The 21823-nt window shown below is 73.2% G+C and carries 14 protein-coding genes and 1 pseudogene; 9 read left to right on the plus strand and 6 right to left on the minus strand.

Annotated elements, in window-relative coordinates; all coding sequences use genetic code 11:
* Positions 1-57 precede the first annotated feature (57 nt).
* Entirely contained in the window at positions 58-783 is a 726-nt protein-coding gene (locus IE305_RS05850) for a TetR/AcrR family transcriptional regulator (protein WP_229890623.1), read from the plus strand.
* Here the strand turns inward: IE305_RS05850 and pulA are convergent.
* Both pulA and IE305_RS05860 read right to left on the minus strand, forming a co-directional pair.
* A pseudogene (pulA, locus tag IE305_RS05855) lies at positions 771-3407 on the minus strand (pullulanase-type alpha-1,6-glucosidase); the annotation flags it as partial. The gene IE305_RS05850 and the pseudogene pulA sit on opposite strands and share 13 nt — an antisense overlap.
* A gap of 220 nt (positions 3408-3627) precedes the next feature.
* Complete coding sequence (locus IE305_RS05860; protein ID WP_190128951.1) at positions 3628-4974, minus strand: alpha-amylase; 1347 nt, start codon at positions 4972-4974, stop codon at positions 3628-3630.
* Positions 4975-5379: 405 nt separating this feature from the next.
* On the opposite strand from IE305_RS05860, the gene IE305_RS05865 reads away from it, so the two are divergent.
* The 6 genes from IE305_RS05865 to IE305_RS05890 all read left to right on the plus strand — a co-directional run bounded on the left by IE305_RS05865 (position 5380) and on the right by IE305_RS05890 (position 12316).
* Positions 5380-6681, plus strand: a complete 1302-nt coding sequence (locus tag IE305_RS05865; RefSeq protein WP_190128359.1) for an extracellular solute-binding protein — start codon at positions 5380-5382, stop codon at positions 6679-6681.
* Positions 6682-6804: 123 nt separating this feature from the next.
* On the plus strand, positions 6805-7686 hold the full coding sequence (locus IE305_RS05870) for a carbohydrate ABC transporter permease (RefSeq protein ID WP_229890724.1): 882 nt from the start codon (positions 6805-6807) through the stop codon (positions 7684-7686).
* Positions 7683-8543 (plus strand): sugar ABC transporter permease, encoded by an 861-nt coding sequence (locus tag IE305_RS05875; RefSeq protein ID WP_190128361.1) that lies wholly within the window; start codon positions 7683-7685, stop codon positions 8541-8543. Before IE305_RS05870 ends, IE305_RS05875 begins: the two co-directional genes overlap by 4 nt.
* A gap of 80 nt (positions 8544-8623) precedes the next feature.
* Positions 8624-10270, plus strand: a complete 1647-nt coding sequence (locus IE305_RS05880) for a glycoside hydrolase family 13 protein (RefSeq protein WP_190128362.1) — start codon at positions 8624-8626, stop codon at positions 10268-10270.
* A 34-nt stretch (positions 10271-10304) separates the two neighbouring features.
* Complete coding sequence (locus IE305_RS05885) at positions 10305-11327, plus strand: LacI family DNA-binding transcriptional regulator (RefSeq protein WP_190128363.1); 1023 nt, start codon at positions 10305-10307, stop codon at positions 11325-11327.
* Between the two features lie 131 nt (positions 11328-11458).
* Entirely contained in the window at positions 11459-12316 is an 858-nt protein-coding gene (locus IE305_RS05890; protein ID WP_190128364.1) for a phosphatase PAP2 family protein, read from the plus strand.
* 48 nt (positions 12317-12364) lie between these two features.
* On the opposite strand, the gene IE305_RS05895 is transcribed toward IE305_RS05890, so the two are convergent.
* The 4 genes from IE305_RS05895 to gadC all read right to left on the minus strand — a co-directional run bounded on the left by IE305_RS05895 (position 12365) and on the right by gadC (position 19461).
* Positions 12365-15457 carry a bifunctional [glutamine synthetase] adenylyltransferase/[glutamine synthetase]-adenylyl-L-tyrosine phosphorylase gene (locus IE305_RS05895; RefSeq protein WP_190128365.1) on the minus strand — a complete coding sequence of 1031 codons (3093 nt, stop codon included), beginning with the start codon at positions 15455-15457 and terminating at the stop codon, positions 12365-12367.
* A 23-nt stretch (positions 15458-15480) separates the two neighbouring features.
* Positions 15481-16842 carry a gamma-glutamylpolyamine synthetase GlnA2 gene (gene glnA2 / locus IE305_RS05900; protein WP_190128366.1) on the minus strand — a complete coding sequence of 454 codons (1362 nt, stop codon included), beginning with the start codon at positions 16840-16842 and terminating at the stop codon, positions 15481-15483.
* Between the two features lie 175 nt (positions 16843-17017).
* Positions 17018-17917 (minus strand): alpha/beta fold hydrolase, encoded by a 900-nt coding sequence (locus IE305_RS05905; RefSeq protein WP_190128367.1) that lies wholly within the window; start codon positions 17915-17917, stop codon positions 17018-17020.
* Between the two features lie 35 nt (positions 17918-17952).
* Positions 17953-19461 carry a glutamate/gamma-aminobutyrate antiporter GadC gene (gene gadC, locus IE305_RS05910; RefSeq protein ID WP_190128368.1) on the minus strand — a complete coding sequence of 503 codons (1509 nt, stop codon included), beginning with the start codon at positions 19459-19461 and terminating at the stop codon, positions 17953-17955.
* A gap of 194 nt (positions 19462-19655) precedes the next feature.
* Here gadC and IE305_RS05915 point away from each other — a divergent pair, with 194 nt between their 5' ends.
* Together IE305_RS05915 and IE305_RS05920 are read left to right on the plus strand one after the other, a co-directional pair.
* Positions 19656-20102: a DUF6153 family protein gene (locus IE305_RS05915; protein WP_190128369.1), complete on the plus strand. Its 447-nt coding sequence runs from the start codon at positions 19656-19658 to the stop codon at positions 20100-20102.
* Between the two features lie 66 nt (positions 20103-20168).
* Positions 20169-21812: a multicopper oxidase family protein gene (locus IE305_RS05920; protein ID WP_190128370.1), complete on the plus strand. Its 1644-nt coding sequence runs from the start codon at positions 20169-20171 to the stop codon at positions 21810-21812.
* Positions 21813-21823 lie beyond the last annotated feature (11 nt).

A 21823-nucleotide genomic window follows, 5' to 3' on the forward strand; every position in this document is an offset into this window, starting at 1 on the left:
GGGGAGGGCCGAACGGCCCGCTCCCCCGGGCGATTCGCACGCTTTAGGATGACCGCCATGATCATGGCGGGACGGCGCAGGATGAGCATGGCGGAGCGGCGCGAACAGCTCGTCGCGACCGCGCTGGAGCTGTTCAGCCATCGCCCGCCGGACAGCGTGTCCCTCGACGACATCGCGACGGCGGCCGGGGTCTCCCGGCCGCTCGTCTATCACTACTTCCCCTGCAAGCGCGACCTGTACGAGGCCGCGCTGCGCCGCGCCGCTGACGAGCTGACGGCGCTGCTCACCGAGCCCTGCGAGGGCCCGCTCGGCACCCGCGTCCTGCACGTCATGGGCCGGTTCTTCGACTTCGTGGAGACCTACGGGGCGGGCTTCGCGGCCCTGCTGCGCGGCGGCCCGGCCGCGCCCGGCCCCGGCGCGCCGGCCACGCTGATCGACGGGGTGCGGCAGGCGGCGTACGAGCAGCTGCTGCGGCACCTGGCCGTGGCGGCGCCGCTGGCGCCGCGCACCGAGCTGACGTTCCGGTCGTGGATCTCGCTGGCCGAGGTGACGGCACTGCTGTGGCTGGACGGGCGCCGCGTGCCGCGCGCGGAACTGGAGGTGCGGCTGGCGCAGGACCTGCTGGCGCTGGCCGCCGTGGCGGCGGCGTTCGACGAGGCCATGGCGGTGGTGCTGCGCCGCATGCTGGCCGACGAACCGGCCGACGGCCCCTTCGCGGAACTCGTCGGCCGGCTGACGGCACTGGCGGCGCCGGCGCCGCCGTCCCCGGTTCAGCCCTCCTGAGCCTGCTGCCGGAAGACGGCGACCGTGCGGCCCGGTACGGCGAAGGTGCCGGTGCCGGCCGCGTAGGCCGCCGACCGTACGACGGGGTCGGCGCCGCGGGCCTGCACGGGGTGCAGGGCGTAGCGGGTGCCGGCCAGGGCGGCGACGGTCTGGGTCTGCGTCGCGGGGGTCGCGTTGACGACGACGACCAGGCCGCCGAGGCGCATGGTGACGACGCCGGGGGTCTCGTCGCGGCCGGCGAGCGGGAAGGACAGCTGCTGCTGGACGGCGTCGGCGGTGGGCAGGGCGAACGCCTTCTCGGTGGTGCGGATGCGCAGCAGGTCGCGGTAGGCGGCGGACGCGGCGGTGACCGCGTCGCAGCCGGGTCGCAGGGCGGGGTCGGCGAGCAGCGGGCGCGCGTACGGCCACTTGGCCGTGTTGTCGGCGGCGGGCGGCAGGCCGCGGCCGAAGCCGTTGCCGTCGTGGCAGTCCCAGTGGATCGCGTTGAACCAGTCGCCGCTGTCGTACGAGTTGCGGTCGAGGGACTTGGAGCGCAGCACGTCGCTGCCGGCCTGGGAGAGGGCGGGGCCCTGCGACAGCGCGGTGGTGGCCATGGCCAGGACCTGCATGCGGGCGCGGTCGGCGGCCGGGGTGGCCTGGGGCAGCTTGTAGGCGAGGGCGTCGTAGAGGCTCTCGTTGTCGTGGGCGTCGGCGTAGTTGAGGGCGTCGCCGGGCGCGGCGGCGTAGCCGGCCGGCTGTCCGTTGTAGTCGACGTCGGCGCCGCGGACGTCCTTGCCGGAGGTGTCGGTGAAGCGGTAGCCGGCGAGATGCCCGGTCAGGCCCACCTTGACGAGGTCCTGGAGGTGCAGGAGCCGGGCGCGCTGCTGGTCGGGGGTGCCGTTGACGGGGTCGCCGTTGGGGTCGGTGTACAGACCGGACGCGAAGCCCTGGACGCGCGGGTCGTCGTCGAAGGGCCCGCCGCCGCGCAGGGCGTCGCGGGAGCGGTCGGAGAAGGTGGCGATGCCGGTGCCGGCCATGTTCTTCTGCGTGGCCTGCACGAAGCGGGCGTCGTCGGCGACCTCGCCGAAGTTCCAGCCCTCGCCGTACAGGACGATGCTCCGGCCGTCGACACCGTCCTTGGCGGGGGTCAGGGCGTCGAGGGCCTTGCGGACGGCGAGGATGTTGGCCTTGGGGTGGTGGCCCATGAGGTCGAAGCGGAAGCCGTCGACCTTGTACTGCTTCGCCCAGGTGACGACGGAGTCGACGACCAGCTTGCCCATCATGGCGTGCTCGGGTGCGGTGTTGGCGCAGCAGGTGGAGGTGGCGACGGCGCCGTCGTCGAGGAGCCGCTGGTAGTAGCCGGGGACGATGCGGTCGAGGACGGACCTGTCGTCCTGGCCGGCCGCGGCGGTGTGGTTGTAGACGACGTCCATGACGGTCCGCAGCCCGGCGCCGGCGAGGCCCTGCACCATGGCGCGGAACTCGAGGGTGCGGCGCGGCCCGTCGGGGTCGGAGGCGTACGAGCCCTCGGGAACGGTGTAGTGCAGCGGGTCGTAGCCCCAGTTGTACGCGTCGTGGGCGGCGGTGGCGGCCACGCACTTCTGCTGCGCGTCGGAGTCGGCGGGCAGGGCGGCGAGGTCGCACGCGGGGCCCTGCTGGGCGGCCTTCTTCTCGGGGACGGTGGCGAAGTCGAAGGCCGGGAGGAGGTGCACGTACGACGTGCCGGCGGCGGCCAGCTCGCGCAGGTGGCGGGGGCCGGCGGCGTCGCGGTCGGTGAACGCGAGGTACTGGCCGGGGTGGCGGGAGGTGCGGTCGGCGACGGAGAAGTCGCGGATGTGCAGCTCCTGGATCTGCGCGGCGCGCAACGGCACCGCCTTCGGCTTGCGCAACTCCCGCCAGCCGGGCGGGGCCAGGGCCGGGTCGGCGAGGTCGGTGACGACGCTGTGGGCGGAGTCTGCGGTGAGGGCGGTGGAGTACGGGTCGGTGACGTGGTTGGTGACGGTCTTCCCGGCGGAGGGGACGTGGACGGTCACCGCGTACCGGTACGTCCTGCCCTTCCATGCGGCCGGGCCCGTGACGCTCCAGACGCCGCTGGCGTCGTCGCGGTGCATGGGGATGGTGGTGGGGCCGGTGCGGTCGTCGAGTTCGAGGGCGACGTGGCGGGCGGTCGGGGCCCAGACGGAGAGGGTGGGGCGCCCACGGTGGTCGAAGACGGGCCCGAGGGCCTTCTTGCCGGCGGCGGCCGCGTACAGGTCGTCGAGGACGCCGGGGATCTGGACACCGGTGGCGACACCGTCGTCGGTCTCCGCCCGGAGCTCCCCGGTGAGTAGTTCCTTCTCCGCGCCGTGGGCGTCGAGAAGGAAGGCTTCGTAGCCGGCACGGGCGAGGTGGGGGTGGGCGGCGCGCTGGGCGGGGGTGAGGCCGGTGGGTATGCGGGTGAGGTCGTAGCGGCCTCGGGTGGTGGTGAGGTGGTGGGGGCGGGTGGGGGTGCCGAGGTCTTTGGGCCAGGCGAGGGTGTGTGCGTCCAGCCACTGGACGCGGGCGTCCTTGGGGGGCGGGGGTTCGTCGGCGTGCGCCGGTGCGGTTGCGGCTGCCGCCGCGGGCAGCAGGGCGGCGAGGGCTGCCGCGATTGCGGTCAGGCGGCGTCTCACGTGCGGGTCTCCTCGGGTTGCGGTCAGAACGGGAAGGAACCCCAGCCCCGCCCTTTCTCCGTTTCCCAGGGCTCCGCCCCGGACCCCGCGCCTCAAACGCCGGCGGGGCTTGAAATCAAGCCCGTCCGGCGTTTGAGGACACCCGCGCGGTAGCGCGGGCCGGGGGTCGGGGGCACTCCCCCGGAAACGGAGAAAGGGCGGGACCGGGGCAAGCTCACTTCGCGCAGGTGCCGCGCGCCCCCGCGTGCAGCGCCAGGGCCGTGTTCGGGGCGACGGTCGCCGTGAAGCGGCCGGCCGTGTCCACCGTCACCGTCCGGCCGCTCTGCACGTCGCAGTAGTCCCCCGCCGGCAGGCTCGTCGCGAACGTGCGGGTCAGTGCGAAGCCCTCGTGGTTGACGACCACGTAGCCCCGGTTGCCCCGGCCGAAGGCGATCGCCTGGTAGCCGTTGTCCCACCAGTTGCCGACCGCCGTGCCCCGCACGGCATTGCGGAAGGCGACCATGGCCTTGATCTCCGGCCATTTGTGCTGGCACTTCCAGCCGTCCTGCCAGCACGCCGTGACCGCGCCGCCGCGCGGCGGGCCCGCGTCGCGGTCGGTGAACTCGTAGCCGGAGTGCACGTCGGGGGTGCCGTAGGGCCAGGCCAGCATGAAGACGTTGGCGAGGGTGTAGGACGCGCCGTCCTTGTACGTGAGGGTGTCGCCGCCGCGCTCCGTGTCGTGGTTGTCGACGAAGACGGACGCCTTGCCGGACGGCATGTAGCCCCAGCCCTCGCCGTAGTTGCGCAGGTACGCGAGGCGTTCGGTCTGGAAGACGCGCTTGAGGTCGCGCGCGTAGCGGAACTCCTGGGCGTCGCCCGTGCCCAGGTACTCGTCGGGCTGGACGGCCTCGCCGGCGCCGTAGATGGTCTCCTGCTTCCAGTGGACGTCCGGGCGGGTCAGCCGGGCCTTGACGGCCGCGAGGTCCTCGGCCGCGATGTGCTTGGCGGCGTCGATGCGGAAGCCGTCGACGCCCAGCGACAGCAGGTCGTTCAGGTAGCCGGCGATCCGTGCGCGCACCGGTTCCTCGCCGGTGTCGAGGTCGGCGAGGCCGACGAGTTCGCAGTGCTGGACGTTCCAGCGGTCGCGGTAGTCCGTGACGACGCCCGTGCAGTCGTCCATGTCCTGCGGGCCGTACGTGCCGGGGTAGCTGTACTTCGTGTACGACGTGCCGCCCGTGCCCGTGCCGCCCGGTCCGGCCGCCATGTGGTTGACGACGGCGTCGACGACGACCTTCACGCCCGCCGCGTGGCACGCGCCGACCATGGTGCGGAAGGCGTTCCGGTCGCCGAGGCGGCCGGCGATGCGGTAGCTCACGGGCTGGTAGGAGGTCCACCACTGGGGGCCCTGGACGTGTTCCTGGGGCGGGGAGACCTGCACGGAGCCGTAGCCGGCGGGGCCGAGGGTCTCCTTGCACTCCCGGCCCACCGACGCGTAGTCCCACTCGAAGAGGACGGCCGTGACGTCCTTGTCGCCGGGGGTGGCGGCCTCCGCCGCCGGGGCGGGAAGCACGGTGGCGGCCATGGCGGCCACCGCCGCCGCAAGGGTTCTTCGCAGTCGCCGCAGTCGCAGTCGTCGGGCAGGCACGGGTCCTCCTGGTGGGGGGTGCGCGGCGCGGATCCACCTCCGCACGGCAGACGCACGTCGCCCCCGGAAGAGCCGCCGGAGGAACGACCGGGGCGTTTCCGCAAGTTCGCGCTGCGCCGCTGCAAACGCTTGCCGCGTGACCGTACGGTTCCCGCCCGTTCCGGTCAACCCTTTCCGTCTCTCCCCGTCCATCTCCTGGACACAGGACGGTTACGACACGGAAAACTGCCGATTCCCCTCTTGCAAGGTCTTTCGCAAGAGCTTTCAGCCTGTTAGCTTCCTCCGCAGCTCGGGCCGTTCCGCCCACCCCCAGGGCCGGCCGTATGAAAGAGGAGCATCCATATGCGAAGAGGCATATCGGTCGCCGCCGTCATCGGCGCCCTGGCCCTGTCCGTGACCGCGTGCGGCGGTGGCGGCGACAGCAAGAGCGACGGCGCGAAGGCCGCGAACGACCCGGGCAGCGTCAGCGGCACCATCACCTGGTGGGACACCTCGGACGCCACCAACGAGGCGCCGGCCTTCAAGAAGCTGGTGAAGGACTTCGAGGCCAAGTACCCGAAGATCAAGGTGGACTACGTCAACGTCCCCTTCGACCAGGCGCAGCAGAAGTTCAAGACCGCCGCCTCCACCGGCAAGGGCGCCCCCGACGTCCTCCGCTCCGACGTCGGCTGGACCCCCGGCTTCGCCCAGCTCGGCTACCTCAAGGACCTCACCGGCACCCCCGCGCTCGACAAGAGCGACGACTTCCTGCCCGGCCCGCTGAAGAACGCGGCGTACCAGGGCAAGACCTACGGCGTCCCGCAGGTCACCGACACCCTCGGCCTGCTCTACAACAAGGAGCTCTTCCAGAAGGCCGGCGTCGACAAGGCGCCCACCACCTGGCAGGAGGTCAAGGACGCCGCGGCGAAGATCAAGGAGAGGACGGGCGCCGACGGCATCGGCCTGAGCCCCGACAGCTACTACTCGCTGCCCTTCCTGTACGGCGAGAAGAGCGACATGGTCGACGCGGAGAAGAAGAAGATCACGATCTCCTCCGCCGCGTCCCGCAAGGGCATCGAGACCGCCGTCGACCTGGTGAAGTCGGGCGCCGCGCCCAAGCCGGCGGGCACCGACGGCTACAACGTCCTCAAGACGGACTTCAAGAACGGCAAGCTGGCCATGCTGGTCGACGGTCCCTGGGCGACCAAGGAGATCTTCGGCGGCGACGCGTACAAGTCCCGCGACAACCTGGGCATCGCCCCCGTCCCGGCCGGCTCCACCGGCACCGCGGGCGCGCCCGTCGGCGGCCACAACCTCGTCGTCTACGCGGGCTCCAAGAACTTCGACGCCTCGTACCTGTTTGCCCAGTTCATGACCGGTGCCGCGCAGCAGGAGCAGGTCTCGAACGAGATCGGCGTGCTGCCGACCCGTACGTCCGCCTACACCAAGGCGGTGCTGGCCGACCCGGTGCGCAGCGCCTTCCACGCGGCGCTCGACAAGGCCCACCCGCGCCCGCCGATCCCGCAGGGCGGCGACCTGTTCACCGAGTGGCTCCAGCACTACACCAAGATCCTCACGCTGAAGGAGGAGCCCAAGGAGGGCCTGGACGCCACGGCCAAGGCCTGGCAGTCCTCCCTCCTGAAGGACTACGGCATCCAGGAGTAGTCCCTCATGTCCTCCCTCTCCGCCTCCTCCGCCCCGGACGCCCCGGCCGCCCCGGCCGCCTCCGCGCCCTCCCTCACCGCCCGCGTCCGGCGTTCCTTCGGCACGCACTGGTACGCCTGGGCGATGGTGCTGCCCGTCGTGGTGGTGCTCGCCGTGCTCGTCGGCTACCCGCTGGGCCGCGGCATCTACCTGTCGTTCACCGACGCCAACGAGGCCAACGTGGCCCGCACCATCGGCGTCAACCACATCGACGCCACGTACCGGTTCGTCGGCCTGGACAACTACTGGAAGGTGCTCTCCGGCCAGGAGGGCCACTTCTGGGACCGACTCGGCTGGACCGTGGTGTGGACCGCGTCCTGCGTGTTCCTGCACTACACGCTGGGCCTGGGCCTGGCGCTGCTGCTCAACCGCAAGGTGCGGTTCCGCGGGCTCTACCGGGTGCTGCTGATCCTGCCGTGGGCGGTGCCGGCGTTCGTCGCCACCTTCTCCTGGCGGCTGATGTTCAACGAGAAGTACGGCGTGCTCAACGCCTTCCTCTCGGGCCTCGGCCTGGACCCCGTCGACTGGCTCGGCGACAGCACGCTGCAGAAGGTGTCGGCCGTCGCGGTCAACACGTGGCTGGGCGTGCCGTTCATGATGGTGGCGATCCTCGGCGGTCTCCAGGCGATCCCGGCCGAGCTGCACGAGGCGGCGGAGATGGACGGCGCCTCGCCCTGGCAGCGGTTCCGGCACGTGACGCTGCCGGGCCTGCGCTCGGTCAGCGGCACGGTGATCCTGCTGGGCACCATCTGGACGTTCAACATGTTCCAGGTCATCTACCTGCTGGTGGGGCAGGGCGCGAGCTCGGACAGCGAGATCCTGGTGACGTACTCGTACCGGCTGGCCTTCCAGGGCGTCCGCGACTACGCGGGCTCGGCGACGTACGGCATCCTCATCCTCTCCCTGCTGCTCGTGTTCGCCGTCTTCTACCGCCGGATGCTCGACCGACAGGAGACCACCCGATGAGCAGCAGCACCCCAGCGCTCAAGGCCCGTCCGCGCGGGCAGCGGCCGGCGGGCGTGTCCGTCGCGCTGCACGCCGCGCTGATCGCCGCGTCGCTGGTCTCCCTGTTCCCCGTCCTGTTCGTCGTCTACGTGTCGCTGCGCGGCCGGGACGGCTGGCAGGAGCCCACCCGGGCGTCGGGTTTCAGCCTCTCCAACTACACGCACATCCTGGGCGAGACGGCGTTCCTGACCTGGTTCGGCAACTCGGTGGTGGTGGCGCTCGGCGCCACCGTCCTGGGCGTGCTGGTCGCGGCCACCGCCGGCTACGCCGTCTCGCGGATGCGTTTCCCCGGGCACAGGCCGCTGATGTGGACGTTCCTGGTCGTGCAGATGTTCCCGATGGCGGTGCTGATCGTGCCGCTGTACACCATCCTCGGCCAGCTGGAACTCCTCGACTCCTACGCGGGCCTGATCCTCACCTACTGCTCGGTGTCGGTGCCGTTCTGCGCGTGGATGCTGAAGGGGTACTTCGACACCATTCCCGCCGAGATCGACGAGGCCGGGCGGGTCGACGGGCTGACGCCGTTCGGCACCTTCTGGCGGCTGATCCTGCCGCTGGCCCGCCCCGGGCTGGCCGTCACCGGCTTCTACTCGTTCATCACCGCCTGGGGCGAGGTGGCCTTCGCCAGCCAGTTCATGAGCAGCGAGGACCACTACACGCTCGCCGTGGGCCTCCAGACGTTCGTGGGCCAGCAGAAGGCCGAGTGGGGCCTGATGACCGCGGCCGCCGTGCTCATCACCGTCCCGGCCGGGCTCGTCTTCTTCCTCGCCCAGCGGCATCTGGTCGCCGGGCTGACCGCGGGCGGCACCAAGGGCTGACCTCCGGCCCGCGCCACTCGTTGAGCCCTGCGCCGAGCCCCGCGCAGAGCAGCACCCGTACCGACTCGAACAGGACCTACATGACCCAGGATCTCGCGCCCTCCGTCCGCCCCGCCGACCCTGCCGACGCCACCGCGGACCAGTGGTGGCGCAGCGCCGTCATCTACCAGGTGTACGTGCGCTCCTTCGCCGACAGCGACGGCGACGGCGTCGGCGACCTGCGCGGGGTCCGGGAGCGGCTGCCGTACCTGGCGGGCCTGGGGGTCGACGCGCTGTGGCTGACGCCGTTCTACGCCTCGCCGCAGGCCGACGGCGGCTACGACGTGTCGGACTACCGGGCCGTCGACCCGCTGTTCGGCGACCTGTCGGACGCCGACGACCTGGTGCGGGAGGCGCACCGGCAGGGGCTGCGGGTCATCGTCGACATCGTGCCCAACCACACCTCGGACCGGCACGCCTGGTTCGAGGAGGCGCTCGCGGACCGCCCGGGGGGGACGGCCCGCGCGCGCTACCACTTCCGGCCCGGCAAGGGCGAGAACGGCGAACTGCCGCCGAACGACTGGGAGTCGGTGTTCGGCGGCCCGGCGTGGACCCGCACCACGGACGCGGACGGCACGCCCGGCGAGTGGTACCTGCACCTGTTCGCGCCGCAGCAGCCGGACCTCAACTGGGACAACCCGGAGGTGCGGGCCGAGTTCGACTCGGTGCTGCGGTTCTGGCTGGACCTGGGCGTGGACGGGTTCCGCATCGACGTGGCGCACGGCATGGTCAAGGCGCCGGGGCTGCCCGACATCGGCCGTACGGAACAAGCCAAGTTGATCGGCGCGCAGGTGCTGCCGTTCTTCGACCAGGACGGGGTGCACGAGATCCACCGCGCCTGGCGGAAGCTGCTGGACTCCTACCCGGGGCGGCGCATCGGCGTGGCCGAGGCGTGGGCTCCGACGTCGGAGCGGCTGGCGCTGTACGTGCGCCCGGACGAGCTGCACCAGGCGTTCAACTTCCAGTTCCTGACGGCGGAGTGGGGCGCCGGCCCACTGCGCACGGTGATCGACGAGTCGCTGGCGGCCACGGCGTCCGTGGGCGCCCCGACGACGTGGGTGCTGTCCAACCACGACGTGGTGCGGCACGCCACGCGCTACGGCGCCGGGGACACCGGACTCGGTCTGCGCCGGGCGCGGGCGGCGGCGCTGCTGATGCTGGCGCTGCCGGGGTCGGCGTACGTCTACCAGGGCGAGGAGCTGGGCCTGCCCGAGGTGACGGAGCTGCCGGACGAGGTACGGCAGGACCCGGCGTTCTTCCGCGGCGACGGCCAGGACGGGCTGCGGGACGGCTGCCGGGTGCCGCTGCCGTGGTCGGGCGACGCCCCGCCGTACGGCTTCGGGCCGGGCGCCAGCTGGCTGCCGCAGCCCGACGAGTGGCGGGAGCTGTCGGTGGAGGCGCAGTCGGGCGACCCGCGCTCCACGCTGGAGCTGTACCGGTCGGCGCTGGCGCTGCGCCGGGAGCTGCCGGGGCTGGGCGACGGCGCGATGACGTGGGAGGACGCGCCGGAGGGCGTGCTGGCGTTCGCCCGGCCCGGGTTCGTGTGCACGCTGAACACGCTGGGTACCGAGGTGGCGCTGCCGGTGCCGGGCCGGCCGCTGCTGGCGACGGCGGCGCTGGAGTTCTCCGGCGGTACGGGCGGAACGGTGCTGCTCCCGGCCGATTCCTGCGTGTGGTGGGCCGTCTGACATGCCCGCCAAGCGACCGGTACAGTCACCTCCTGTGACCGCACGGCTGGCAGACATCGCAGCGCAGGCGGGTGTCAGCGAAGCGACCGTCAGCCGCGTCCTCAACGGAAAGCCCGGGGTCGCCGCCTCCACCCGCCAGTCCGTGCTGGCCGCGCTGGACGTGCTGGGGTACGAGCGGCCCGTCCGGCTGCGGCAGCGCAGCGCGGGCCTGGTGGGGCTGATCACGCCGGAGCTGGAGAACCCGATATTCCCGGCGTTCGCGCAGGTCATAGGCCAGGCCTTGACGCGTCAGGGGTATACGCCGGTGCTGGCGACGCAGACGCCGGGCGGCTCCACGGAGGACGAGCTGACGGAGATGCTGGTGGACCGCGGGGTCGCCGGGATCATCTTCGTGTCGGGGCTGCACGCGGACACCTCGGCGGACATGCAGCGCTACGAGCGGCTGCGGGCCCAGGGCGTGCCGTTCGTGCTGATCAACGGCTTCTCGGCGAAGGTACGGGCGCCGTTCGTGTCGCCCGACGACCGGGCGGCGGTGGACCTGGCCGTCACCCATTTGGCGGCACTGGGCCACCGGCGGATCGGGCTGGCGCTGGGGCCGCAGCGGTACGTGCCGGTGCAGCGCAAGATCGAGGGCTTCCTGAGCAGTATGCGGGAGCGGCTGGGCACGCCGGAGGAGTCGGCCCGGGAACTGATACAGCACTCGCTGTTCACTCTTGAGGGTGGTCAGGCCGCGGCCGCTGCCCTCATCGAACGGGGGTGCACGGCGGTGGTGTGCGCCAGCGACATGATGGCGCTGGGCGTGGTGCGGGCGGCACGGCAGCACGGCCTCGAAGTCCCGCGCGACGTCTCGGTGGTGGGCTTCGACGACTCGCCGCTGATCGCGTTCACCGACCCGCCGCTGACGACGATCCGGCAGCCGGTGCGGGCGATGGGTCAGGCCGCGGTGCGGGCCCTGCTGGAGGAGGTCGGCGGTACGCCGGCGCCGCACAGCGAGTTCGTCTTCCTGCCCGAACTGGTCGTCAGGGGTTCGACCGCGTCGGCCCCCGCAGCGCGCTGAGAACGTCCCGGATCGCCCCCGTGAGGGAGGCCGAGGCCCTCCGCATCCCCCGTGGGACCCGGTCCGGAGGTGGCGTGGACCCGACCTCCGGACGATCTGCCGACGGGACGGTTCTGGCAGACTCTGGGCCCATGGGTGAAGCGACAGTGAGGACCCGGGAGGGCCGGACGGCCGCCCCGCCACCCACCGAGGAGCGGGTGGACCGGCCCCCGGCGGTCCGCGGCGCCCTGCGGAAACTGCGCGCCCCCCGGCGCCCGCGCCTGTGGTTCGAGGTGCTGCTGATCGCCGTGAGTTACGCGGTGTACTCGGCGGTGCGCAATGCGGTACCGGAGCAGCGCGCGGCCGCCCTGCGCAACGCCGACTGGGTGTGGCGCACCGAGCACAGCCTGAACATCGCGGTGGAGCACACCGTCAACCGGGCCGTGGACTCGGTGACGTGGCTGATTGTCGGGATGAACTACTACTACGCGACGCTGCACTTCGTCCTGACCGTCGCCGTGCTGGTGTGGCTGTACCGCTGGCACTCGGGCCGTTACGCCGCGGCACGGCTGGCGTTGTTCGCCACCACCGCCGTGGCCCTGATCGGTTACTACCTGTACCCGCTCGCGCCGCCCCGGTTGATGGACGGCACGGGCTTCATCGACACGGTGGTCAAGCACCACACCTGGGGCTCGATGGCCTCGGGCAACCTCGCGGACATGTCCAACCAGTACGCGGCGATGCCGTCGATGCACATCGGCTGGTCCGCGTGGTGCGGCATCACGGTCGCGATGCTGGTGCGGCGGCGGTGGCTGAAGGTGCTGGCGGTGCTGTATCCGGTGGCCACCCTCGTCGTGATCGTCTCCACCGCCAACCACTTCTGGCTGGACGCGGTGGGCGGCATGCTCTGCCTGGCCTTCGGCTTCGGCTGCTCGGCCGCCTGGTACGGCGGGCTGCCGTCGCGGCTGTCCCGCCATGTGGCGGTGGGCGGCGCCCAGGCGCATCCTTGAGTGAGCGCTTCGGCGGGCCCACGATTCGGGCCGCCGGTCCACTGCCGGTCAGCTGCCGTAGAACCGGTCCTCGACGACGGCGCGGGCGCGCCGCGTGGTGCGCCGGTAGTCGTCCAGCATCTCCCCCACGTGGCCCGGCTCGTACCCCAGGTACCGGCTGACGGCGGCCAGCTCGCGCGGGTCGCCGGGGAAGGTGTCGCCGGACCGGCCGCGGACGAGCATGACGGCGTTGCGGACACTGGTGGCCAGCACCCACGCCTCGTCGAGGATGCGGGTCTCCTCGGCGGTGAGCAGGTGCGCGGCGTGGGCGGCGGCGAGGGCCTCGCGGGTGCGGGTGGTGCGCAGGGCCGGGACGTCCCAGGCGTGCCGCAGCTGGAGCAGCTGGACGGTCCACTCGACGTCGGACAGGCCGCCGCGGCCCAGTTTGGTGTGGGTGGTGGGGTCGGCGCCGCGCGGCAGCCGCTCGGACTCCATGCGGGCCTTGAGCCGCCGGATCTCCCGTACGGCGTCGTCGCCGATGCCGCCCTCGGGGTAGCGCAGCGGGTCCACGAGCTCCAGGAAGCGCCGCCCGAGGTCCGCGTCGCCGGCGACGGGTTCGGCGCGCAGCAGCGCCTGGCTCTCCCACACCAGCGACCAGCGCCGGTAGTACGCGGCGTACGAGGCGAGGGTGCGCACGATGGGGCCGGACTTGCCCTCGGGGCGCAGGTCGGCGTCGATGAGGAGCGGCGGGTCGGTGGTGGGCAGCTGGAGCAGCCGGCGCATCTCGCCGGCCACGGCGAAGGCGGCCTTGGCGGCGTCCTCCTCGGGCACGCCCTCGCGCGGCTCGTGCACGAAGAGGACGTCGGCGTCGGAGCCGTAGCCCTGTTCGTGGCCGCCGAAGCGGCCCATGCCGATGACGGCGAACCGGGTGGGCAGGGTGTCGCCCCACTCGGCGCGGACGGCGGCGCGCAGGGCGCCGGCGACGGCGGCGGCGTTGAGGTCGGAGACGGCGCGGCCGACGGTGTCGACGCGGGCGGCGTGGTCGGCGCCGGCGGTCTCGGCGGCGCCGCGGGAGCCGGTGCCGTGCTCGCCGGAGGCGTGGACGTGGTTGCGGCCCCGGCCGTGCTGGCCGTAGGCGCCGATGACGTCGGCGGCGGCGGTGCGGAACAGTTCGCGGCGGCGTACGCCGCGGACGGCGACGATGGCGGCCTCGGCGTCCTCGGCGCGGCCGACGGCGGCCAGCACCTCCTGTTCGAGGGCCTCGCGGCCGCGGGGCCGCAGGCCGCCGGGGTCGCCGAGCAGGGCGACGGCCTCGGGGGCGCGCAGCAGCAGGTCGGGGGCGAGGCGGCCGGCGGACAGGACGCGGGCGAGGTTCTCGGCGGCGGCGCCCTCGTCGCGCAGCAGCCGCAGGTACCAGGGGGTCTTGCCGAGGGCGTCGGAGACCTTGTGGAAGTTGAGGAGCCCGGCGTCGGGGTCGGCGGAGTCGGCGAACCAGCCGAGGAGGACGGGCAGCAGGGTGCGCTGGATGGCGGCCTTGCGGGTGACGCCGGAGGCCAGGGCCTCCAGGTGGCGCAGGGCGGCGGCGGGGTCGGCGTAGCCGAGGGCCTCCAGGCGCTGGCCGGCGGCCTTGGGGCTGAGCCGGATCTCGCCGGGCTCCAGCTGGGCGACGGCGTCGAGCAGCGGCCGGTAGAACAGCTTCTCGTGCAGCCGGCGGACCTCGCGGGCGTGCTGCCGCCACTGCCGGGTGAGCCCGGCGACGGGCTCCTCGCCGGCGGCCCGGTCGCCGTCGCGGGCCCAGGAGCGGGCGAGGGAGCGGCCGAGGCGGCGCAGTTCGGCCTCGTCCTCGGGGACGAGGTGGGTGCGGCGGAGCCGGTACAGCTGGATGCGGTGTTCCAGGGAGCGCAGGAAGCGGTAGGCGGCGTCGAGCGCCTTGGCGTCGGCGCGCCCGACGTAGCCGCCGGTGGCGAGGGCGGCCAGGGCGTCGAGGGTGCTGCCGTGGCGCAGGGTGGCGTCGCTGCGGCCGTGCACCAGCTGGAGCAGCTGCACGGCGAACTCGACGTCGCGCAGGCCGCCGGGGCCGAGCTTGAGCTCGCGGTCGACGTGGGCGGCGGGGATGGAGGCGACGACGCGGCGGCGCATCTGCTGCACGTCGGCGACGAAGTTCTCGCGCTCGGCGGCCTGCCACACGAGGGGCGACAGCGCGTCCATGTACGCCTGTCCGAGCGCGGTGTCGCCGGCCACGGGCCGGGCCTTGAGCAGGGCCTGGAACTCCCAGGTCTTGGCCCAGCGCTGGTAGTAGGCGATGTGGCTGGAGAGGGTGCGCACGAGGGGGCCGTTGCGGCCCTCGGGGCGGAGGTTGGCGTCGACGGGCCAGATGGTGCCCTCGGGGGTGACGTCGGAGCAGACGCGCATCATGCGGGAGGCGAGCCGGGTGGCGGCGCGCAGCGCGGCGGCCTCGTCCGTGCCGTCGGTGGCCTCGGCGACGAAGACGACGTCGACGTCGGAGACGTAGTTCAGTTCCCGGCCGCCGCACTTGCCCATGCCGATGACGGCGAGCCGGCAGGCGGCGGCGTCGTCGGGCTGCTCGTCGGCGGCGATGGCGAGGGCCGCGCGGAGCGTGGCGGTGGCCAGGTCGGCGAGCTCGGCGGCGGTGCCCGCGACGTCGGTGGTGCCGCTGAGGTCGCGCGCGGCGATGGCGAGGAGGCAGCGCCGGTAGGCGGCGCGCAGCGCGTCGGCGGGCAGCAGCCCGGCGTGGCCGCGCATGCCGTCGGCGAGGGCCCGTTCGAACTCGGGCACGCCGGGCCGCAGGTCGGCGGTGTCGAAGTTGTCGAGGGCGTGCCAGTGCGAGGGGTGCCGGGCCAGGTGGTCGCCGAGCGCCTCGGAGGCCCCCAGCACGCCGAGCAGCCGGTCCCGCAGCGGCTTGGCGCCGAGCAGGGTGGCGGGCAGTGCCCGCCGTTCGTCGCCCTCGGGCAGCGCCTCGACGAGCCGCACCAGCCCGCGCAGCGCCAGGTCGGGGTCGGCGGTGCCGCCGAGCGCGTCGAGGAGCACGGGGTCGTCCGGCACGGCCGCCCCGAGCAGCCGCTCCGCCGCGGCGGGATCGGTGAACCCGTACCGCAGCAGCCGGGTGTACGTGCTGCTGCGGCGCCCCTCGGGCATGGTCATCGAACGGGCCCTCCCGCTGGTCGTCAGAGCACCGGCAGCATCTTGCGGAGTTCGAAGGCGGTGACCTCCGAACGGTACTCCTCCCACTCCTGCTTCTTGTTGCGGAGGAAGAAGTCGAAGACGTGCTCGCCGAGGGTCTCGGCGACGAGTTCGCTGCGTTCCATCAGCTCGATGGCCTCGCCGAGGTTCTGCGGCAGGGGCTCGATGCCCATGGCGCGGCGCTCGGCGTCGGACAGCGCCCACACGTCGTCGTCGGCGCCGGCGGGGAGTTCGTAGCCCTCCTCGATGCCCTTCAGGCCGGCGGCCAGGAGGACGGCGTAGGTGAGGTAGGGGTTGGCGCCGGAGTCGATGGAGCGGACCTCGACGCGGGTGGAGCCGGTCTTGCCGGGCTTGTACATGGGGACGCGGATGAGCGCGGAGCGGTTGTTGTGGCCCCAGCAGATGTACGAGGGGGCCTCGCCGCCGGCGCCGGCGGTGCGCTTGGAGCCGCCCCAGATGCGCTTGTACGAGTTGACCCACTGGTTGGTGACGGCGGAGGTCTCGCCGGCGTGGCGGAGGAGTCCGGCGATGAAGGAGCGGCCCACCTTGGACAGCTGGTACTCGGCGCCCGACTCGTGGAAGGCGTTGCGGTCGCCCTCGAAGAGCGACAGGTGGGTGTGCATGCCGGAGCCCGGGTACTCCGAGAACGGCTTCGGCATGAACGTGGCGTGCACGCCCTGCTCCAGCGCGACCTGCTTCATCACGAGGCGGAAGGTCATGATGTTGTCGGCCGTGGAGAGCGCGTCGGCGTAGCGCAGGTCGATCTCCTGCTGGCCGGGGGCGCCCTCGTGGTGGCTGAACTCGACCGAGATGCCCATGGATTCGAGCATGGTGATGGCCTGGCGGCGGAAGTCCATGCCCACGTTCTGCGGGGTGTGGTCGAAGTAGCCGGAGTTGTCGGCGGGCACGGGCCGGCTGCCGTCGACCGGCTTGTCCTTGAGCAGGAAGAACTCGATCTCGGGGTGGGTGTAGAAGGTGAACCCGAGGTCGGAGGTCTTGGCCAGGATGCGCTTGAGGACGTAGCGCGGGTCGGCGTAGGACGGCGAGCCGTCCGGCATGAGGATGTCGCAGAACATCCGGGCGGTGCCGGGGGCCTCGGCGCGCCACGGCAGGATCTGGAAGGTGCCCGGGTCCGGCTTGGCGATCATGTCGGACTCGTAGACGCGGGCGAAGCCCTCGATCGCGGAGCCGTCGAAGCCGATGCCCTCGTCGAACGCCTGCTCCAGCTCGGCCGGGGCGACGGCCACCGACTTGAGGTACCCGAGGACGTCGGTGAACCACAGCCGCACGAACCGGATGTCGCGCTCTTCGAGCGTGCGGAGCACGAACTCCTGCTGCTTATCCATAGCTCCCTATCCTTGCAGGTCAGACGGCTCGTTTCACCCGGTGCGGGCAGGGCCTGGGGGCCAGTGTCGCGGGTTCCGGTTACCGCTGGGTTTCGGGCTGTGGTCCGGGTGGCGTTCCGGCCGTCGTACGACCGTGCCCCGTGGGTGCATCGTACTGATGCCCGCCCCGGCGGCGTCACCCGTGAGAGGCGGTCCGGCTGGGCCGCGGCGGCACGTACGGCGTGGCCAGCACGGCCGCCGCGACGGCCTGCGGGCGGTCGTGCATCAGCAGGTGGCCGGCCGGGGCGACGGCCTCGAAGCGGGCGTCGAGCCGCTCGGCGAGGCCCCGCTGCCGCCGCAGCCGGCGCTGTTCCAGCCACGAGCCGGTGCCCGGCGACGCGGCCAGCACGGTGACGGGCGCCGGCGGCATGCCGTGCGCGGCCCGCAGCCGCTCCAGCTCGGCGGCCACGTCCAGGTAGCGGGCGTTCTCCATCAGCACGGCGCGCGCCACCCGCCCCGTGCCGTACGTGCGGCGCACCAGCGCGGCGGGCGCCGGGTCCTCCCGCCGTACGGACGAGGTACGGACCGCGAACCGGCGCAGCGCGGGCCCCAGCGCGTACGGCAGCCCGGCCCCGGTCACGGCCCGGCCGCGCAGCCGCGCCGCGGCGGTGCGCAGCTCACGGGCGGGCAGCGGGCGTACGTCCTCCTCGACGCTGCCGTCGACGAGGACCACGCCCGCGGTGCGCTCGGGGTGCAGCCGGGCGAACGCCTCGGCGTGGAACGCGGCCAGCGAGTGCCCCACGACGGTGGCGGGGCCGTCCAGCCCCAGCGCGTCGAGGACGCCGGCGATCCGGTCCGCCTCCCCGGCGGCCGTGGGCGGCTCCGTGGCGGGCGCGCTGTAGCCCAGGCCGGGCCGGTCGAACCGGACCACGGTGCGGCTGGGCGTGAGCAGCGGCACGACCGGGTCCCAGTCGAACCAGCCCATGCCCAGCCCGGGGCTCAGGACGCACACCGGGCCGGACCCCTCGCACAGCACGTGCAGCGGCACCCCGCCGACGCGCAGCATCCGCCCCGGCGGGCGGTGCGTTCCGCTCATCCCCGTCTCCCGTCGCTCGCGCCTGCGGGCACAAGCTACTGGACGGCGGCGGGCCGCTCGTCCCCGGCGGTCTCCCGGTCGTCCTCCGCCGCCGTCGCCCAGTGCGGCTTGCGCAGGGCGAGGAAGGCCAGCGGCGCCAGGAAGCCCAGCGTGAACAGGCCGCCGCCGACGATCAGCAGGTAGCGCCACAGCGGCTGGCCGCCGAACTGCTCCGGCGGGACGAAGCCGATGCACATGGCCGCCACGGACGCCGCGAAACCGGTGCCCGCGACCAGGTGCAGCGCCGGCACGCGGAAGCCGCGCGGGTGGCCGGGGCGGGTGCGCCGCAGCCGGACGGCCGCGGCGAACATCAGCAGGTAGACCACGAGGTAGATCTGCGTGGTGACCACCGAGAAGATCCAGTAGACGCTGGAGACGTTCGGCACGAAGGCGTACAGCAGCGCGATGAGAGTGGTCAGCACGCCCTGGGCCACCATGATGGTGCGCGGGACGCCGTTGCGGTTGAGCTTCTGGAGCGACGGCGGCAGGTAGCCCTCCTGCCGGGAGACCATGAGCAGGCCCTGGGACGGCCCGGCCAGCCACGTCAGCATGCCGCCGAGGGCGGCGGCGACCAGCAGCAGGCCCACGACCTTCGTCAGCCAGCCCACACCGAAGTGGTCGAAGAAGCCCTGGAACGCCTGCATGACGCCGGCGGTCAGGCTCAGGTCCTCGCCGGGCATCACCCAGCTGATCGCCAGGGCGGGCAGGACGAAGATCAGCAGGACGAGGCCGGTGGCGGCGAACACCGACCGCGGGTACTGCCGGCCGGGCTCGCGCAGCGAGGTCACGTGCACGGCGTTCATCTCCATGCCCGCGTAGGAGAGGAAGTTGCCGACGATCAGCACGAGGCTGGCCAGGCCGGTCCACGGCGGCAGCACGTGCCCGGCGTCCATGGGCGCGGCGGACGGGTTGCCCTGCGCGAGGAAGACCAGGCCGAGGACGACGAGCACGACGCCGGGCAGCAGCGTGCCCACGACCAGGCCCGCGCTGGACAGCCCGGCGACGGCCTTGGTGCCGCGCGCGGAGATCAGCACGCCGGCCCAGTAGACGACGACGATGACGAGCGCGACGTAGAGGCCGTTGCCGGCCAGCGACGGGTCGACGACGTACGCGAACGTGCTCGCCACGTACGCCAGCAGGCTCGGGTAGTACGCGATGGTCATCGCGAACTGGCACCACACGGCGAGGAAGCCCAGCGGCTTCGACAGGCCCTCGCTCACCCAGCGGTAGACGCCGCCGGGCCAGCCGGAGGCGAGCTCGGCCGAGACGAGGGCGGTGGGCAGCAGGAACACCACGGCCGGGACGAGGTAGAGGAAGACGGCGGCCAGGCCGTAGAGGGCCATGGAGGGCGCGGGCCGCAGGTTCGCCACGGAGGCCGTGGTCATCATCGCCAGGGTGGCCCAGGAGATGAACTGCCGGCCGGTGGCACCGGGGGTGACGGCAGGGGCGGGCGTGGCGGCAGGGGCCTGGGGACGTTCGTCCCGTACCTGTTCCGAGAGGGTCATGGGGGGAGGAGCGTCCTTCAGGGCCGTGCGGGGTGGTTCGCGCTGGTTCTTTTCGCCCAATGATCGGTCCTTGGTGCCGTTTGCCGCACACCCGATCAAGGGTGGGGGTGGGGCCGTGCCGGACCGGCTGGGGCCGCGCATACCCGGGAGGGGTAGGGTGCGGAAGAGGTCAACGAGCCCGGGGGAGGCGGAGAATGCGGCGGGAGCGGGGCACGGGCGCGTGGTGCGGCCGTCTGCTGCTGCTCGCCGCGCTGCTGCTGGGCATCGTGACCATGCACACACTCGGGCACCCGCGCGATCACGATACGGACAGGGCGACCGTGGCCATGGGGGCGATGGCCGGTCATGCGGATGGTCATGCGGCCGGCCACGGCGCTCCCGCCGCGCACGACGGCCCGCGCGCCGTCTCCCCCGCCCACGGCGGCATGGACCCCATGTCCGTGTGCCTGGCCGTGCTCGGCACCGGCTGGGCCACCGTCCTGCTGCTGCTCGCCGCGCTCGCCGCCCTGGTCCTGCTGCGGACGACGGCCGGCCGCGGTTCCGCACCCCGCGGCCGCGCCTGGTTCTCCCGTGCCCAGTGGTGCCGGCCTCCCCCGCCCCGGCACAAAGCCCTCGCCCGGTTGTCGGTGCTGCGCGTATAGGAGCGCGCCGCGCCCCGCTCACGTACGCCAGCGACCCACCGACAACCGACAGCACCGAGGTGCCCCATGTCTTCCACGCCTTCTCTCCCCTCCTTCCCTTCCGCCCCTTCCTCTCCCGGCCGCCGCAGCGTGCTGGGTGCCGGGGTCGCCCTCGCGGCCACCGGTCTGCTGAGCGCCTGCTCCGGCAAGGGCGGCGGCAGCTCGTCGCCGTCCGCCCGGGCCGCCGACTGGGTCGCCCCGGACGGGCCCGAGGTCGCCGCGGCCGAGTCGCGGCGCCGGCCCGGCACGCTGCGGTCGTTCCGGCTGACCGCCGCCACGGCCCGCGCCGACCTGGGCGGCGGCCGTACGGTCACCACCTGGGCGTACGACGACGCGCTGCCCGGCAAGGAGCTGCGCCTCCGCGCCGGCGAGACGCTCGGCCTCACCCTCGCCAACCACCTGCCCGAGCCCACCTCCGTCCACTGGCACGGCCTGGCCCTGCGCAACGACATGGACGGCGTCCCCGGCCTGACCCAGCGCGCCATACGGCCCGGCGCCTCGCAGGACTACCGCTTCACCGTCACCCACCCCGGCACGTACTGGCTGCACCCGCACTCCGGCACCCAGCAGGACCGCGGCCTGTACGCGCCGCTGATCGTGGAGGACCCCAAGGAGCCGCTGCAGTACGACAAGGAGTGGGTGGTCGTCCTCGACGACTGGGTCGACGGCGTGGACGGCAGCACGCCGGACGCGGTCCTCGCCGAGCTCCGGCGCGGCATGGGCGGGATGCAGCACGGCGGCGGAATGCAGCACGGCGGGACGGACCACGGAGGGATGCAGCACGGGGGCGGGATGCAACACGGCACGTCCCCCTCCTCCCCCGCCCCCTCCGGCCCCTCCCGCATGCTCATGGGCGCGACCAGCGAGCTGCTCGGCGGTGACGCCGGTGACGTCGCGTACCCCCACTACCTGGTCAACGGCCGCACCGCCGAGGACCCGCGGACGTTCACGGCCCGGCCGGGCGACCGCATCCGCATCCGCCTGATCAACGCCGGCGGCGACACAGCCTTCCGCGTGGCGCTCGGCGGCCACCGCATGACCGTCACGCACACCGACGGCTTCCCCGTGGAGCACACGGAGACGGACGCGCTGCTGCTGGGCATGGGCGAGCGCTACGACGTGCTGGTGCGGGCCGAGGACGGTGTGTTCCCGCTGACCGCACTGGCCGAGGGCAAGGACCGCACCGCCCTCGCGCTGCTCCGTACGGGCGGGGGCGAGGCCCCGGCGGCGGACGTACGGCCGCGCGAGCTGGAGAGCGCGCCGCTGACCGCGCGCCGGCTGAAGGCCGCCGAGGGCGTGCGGCTCGACGGGCGGCGCCCGGACCGGGAGCTCACGCTCCGCCTGACGGGGTCGATGGAGAAGTACGACTGGGCGATCGACGGCCGGACGTACGCGGACGGCCACCGCTACCCGGTGGCGGCGGGCGAGCGCGTGCGGCTGACGTTCGTCAACGACACGACGATGTGGCACCCGATGCACCTGCACGGCCACACCTTCGCGCTGCCGGACGGCGGGCCGCGCAAGGACACCGCGATCGTGCTGCCGGGCACCCGGCTGGCGGTGGACTTCGACGCGGACAACCCGGGCCTGTGGATGCTCCACTGCCACAACGTCTACCACGCGGAGGCGGGCATGATGACGGTGCTGGGCTACCGCCGCCAGGGCGCATAGCGTCAGTCAGA

This window comes from Streptomyces mashuensis, assembly GCF_014654785.1.
GTDB classification, from domain to species: Bacteria; Actinomycetota; Actinomycetes; order Streptomycetales; family Streptomycetaceae; genus Streptomyces; species Streptomyces mashuensis.

What these genes read in the sequence shown, in the direction of transcription:
- IE305_RS05880 (WP_190128362.1), top strand. Translation starts at nt 8,624, where the DNA reads ATGACCCAGGATCTCGCGCCCTCCGTCCGCCCCGCCGACCCTGCCGAC.
- IE305_RS05915 (WP_190128369.1), top strand. Translation starts at nt 19,656, where the DNA reads ATGCGGCGGGAGCGGGGCACGGGCGCGTGGTGCGGCCGTCTGCTGCTG.
- glnA2 (WP_190128366.1), bottom strand. Translation starts at nt 16,842, where the DNA reads ATGGATAAGCAGCAGGAGTTCGTGCTCCGCACGCTCGAAGAGCGCGAC.
- IE305_RS05875 (WP_190128361.1), top strand. Translation starts at nt 7,683, where the DNA reads ATGAGCAGCAGCACCCCAGCGCTCAAGGCCCGTCCGCGCGGGCAGCGG.
- IE305_RS05890 (WP_190128364.1), top strand. Translation starts at nt 11,459, where the DNA reads ATGGGTGAAGCGACAGTGAGGACCCGGGAGGGCCGGACGGCCGCCCCG.
- IE305_RS05860 (WP_190128951.1), bottom strand. Translation starts at nt 4,974, where the DNA reads ATGGCCGCCACCGTGCTTCCCGCCCCGGCGGCGGAGGCCGCCACCCCC.
- gadC (WP_190128368.1), bottom strand. Translation starts at nt 19,461, where the DNA reads ATGACCCTCTCGGAACAGGTACGGGACGAACGTCCCCAGGCCCCTGCC.
- IE305_RS05870 (WP_229890724.1), top strand. Translation starts at nt 6,805, where the DNA reads ATGGTGCTGCCCGTCGTGGTGGTGCTCGCCGTGCTCGTCGGCTACCCG.
- IE305_RS05865 (WP_190128359.1), top strand. Translation starts at nt 5,380, where the DNA reads ATGCGAAGAGGCATATCGGTCGCCGCCGTCATCGGCGCCCTGGCCCTG.
- IE305_RS05920 (WP_190128370.1), top strand. Translation starts at nt 20,169, where the DNA reads ATGTCTTCCACGCCTTCTCTCCCCTCCTTCCCTTCCGCCCCTTCCTCT.
- IE305_RS05895 (WP_190128365.1), bottom strand. Translation starts at nt 15,457, where the DNA reads ATGACCATGCCCGAGGGGCGCCGCAGCAGCACGTACACCCGGCTGCTG.
- IE305_RS05850 (WP_229890623.1), top strand. Translation starts at nt 58, where the DNA reads ATGATCATGGCGGGACGGCGCAGGATGAGCATGGCGGAGCGGCGCGAA.
- IE305_RS05905 (WP_190128367.1), bottom strand. Translation starts at nt 17,917, where the DNA reads ATGAGCGGAACGCACCGCCCGCCGGGGCGGATGCTGCGCGTCGGCGGG.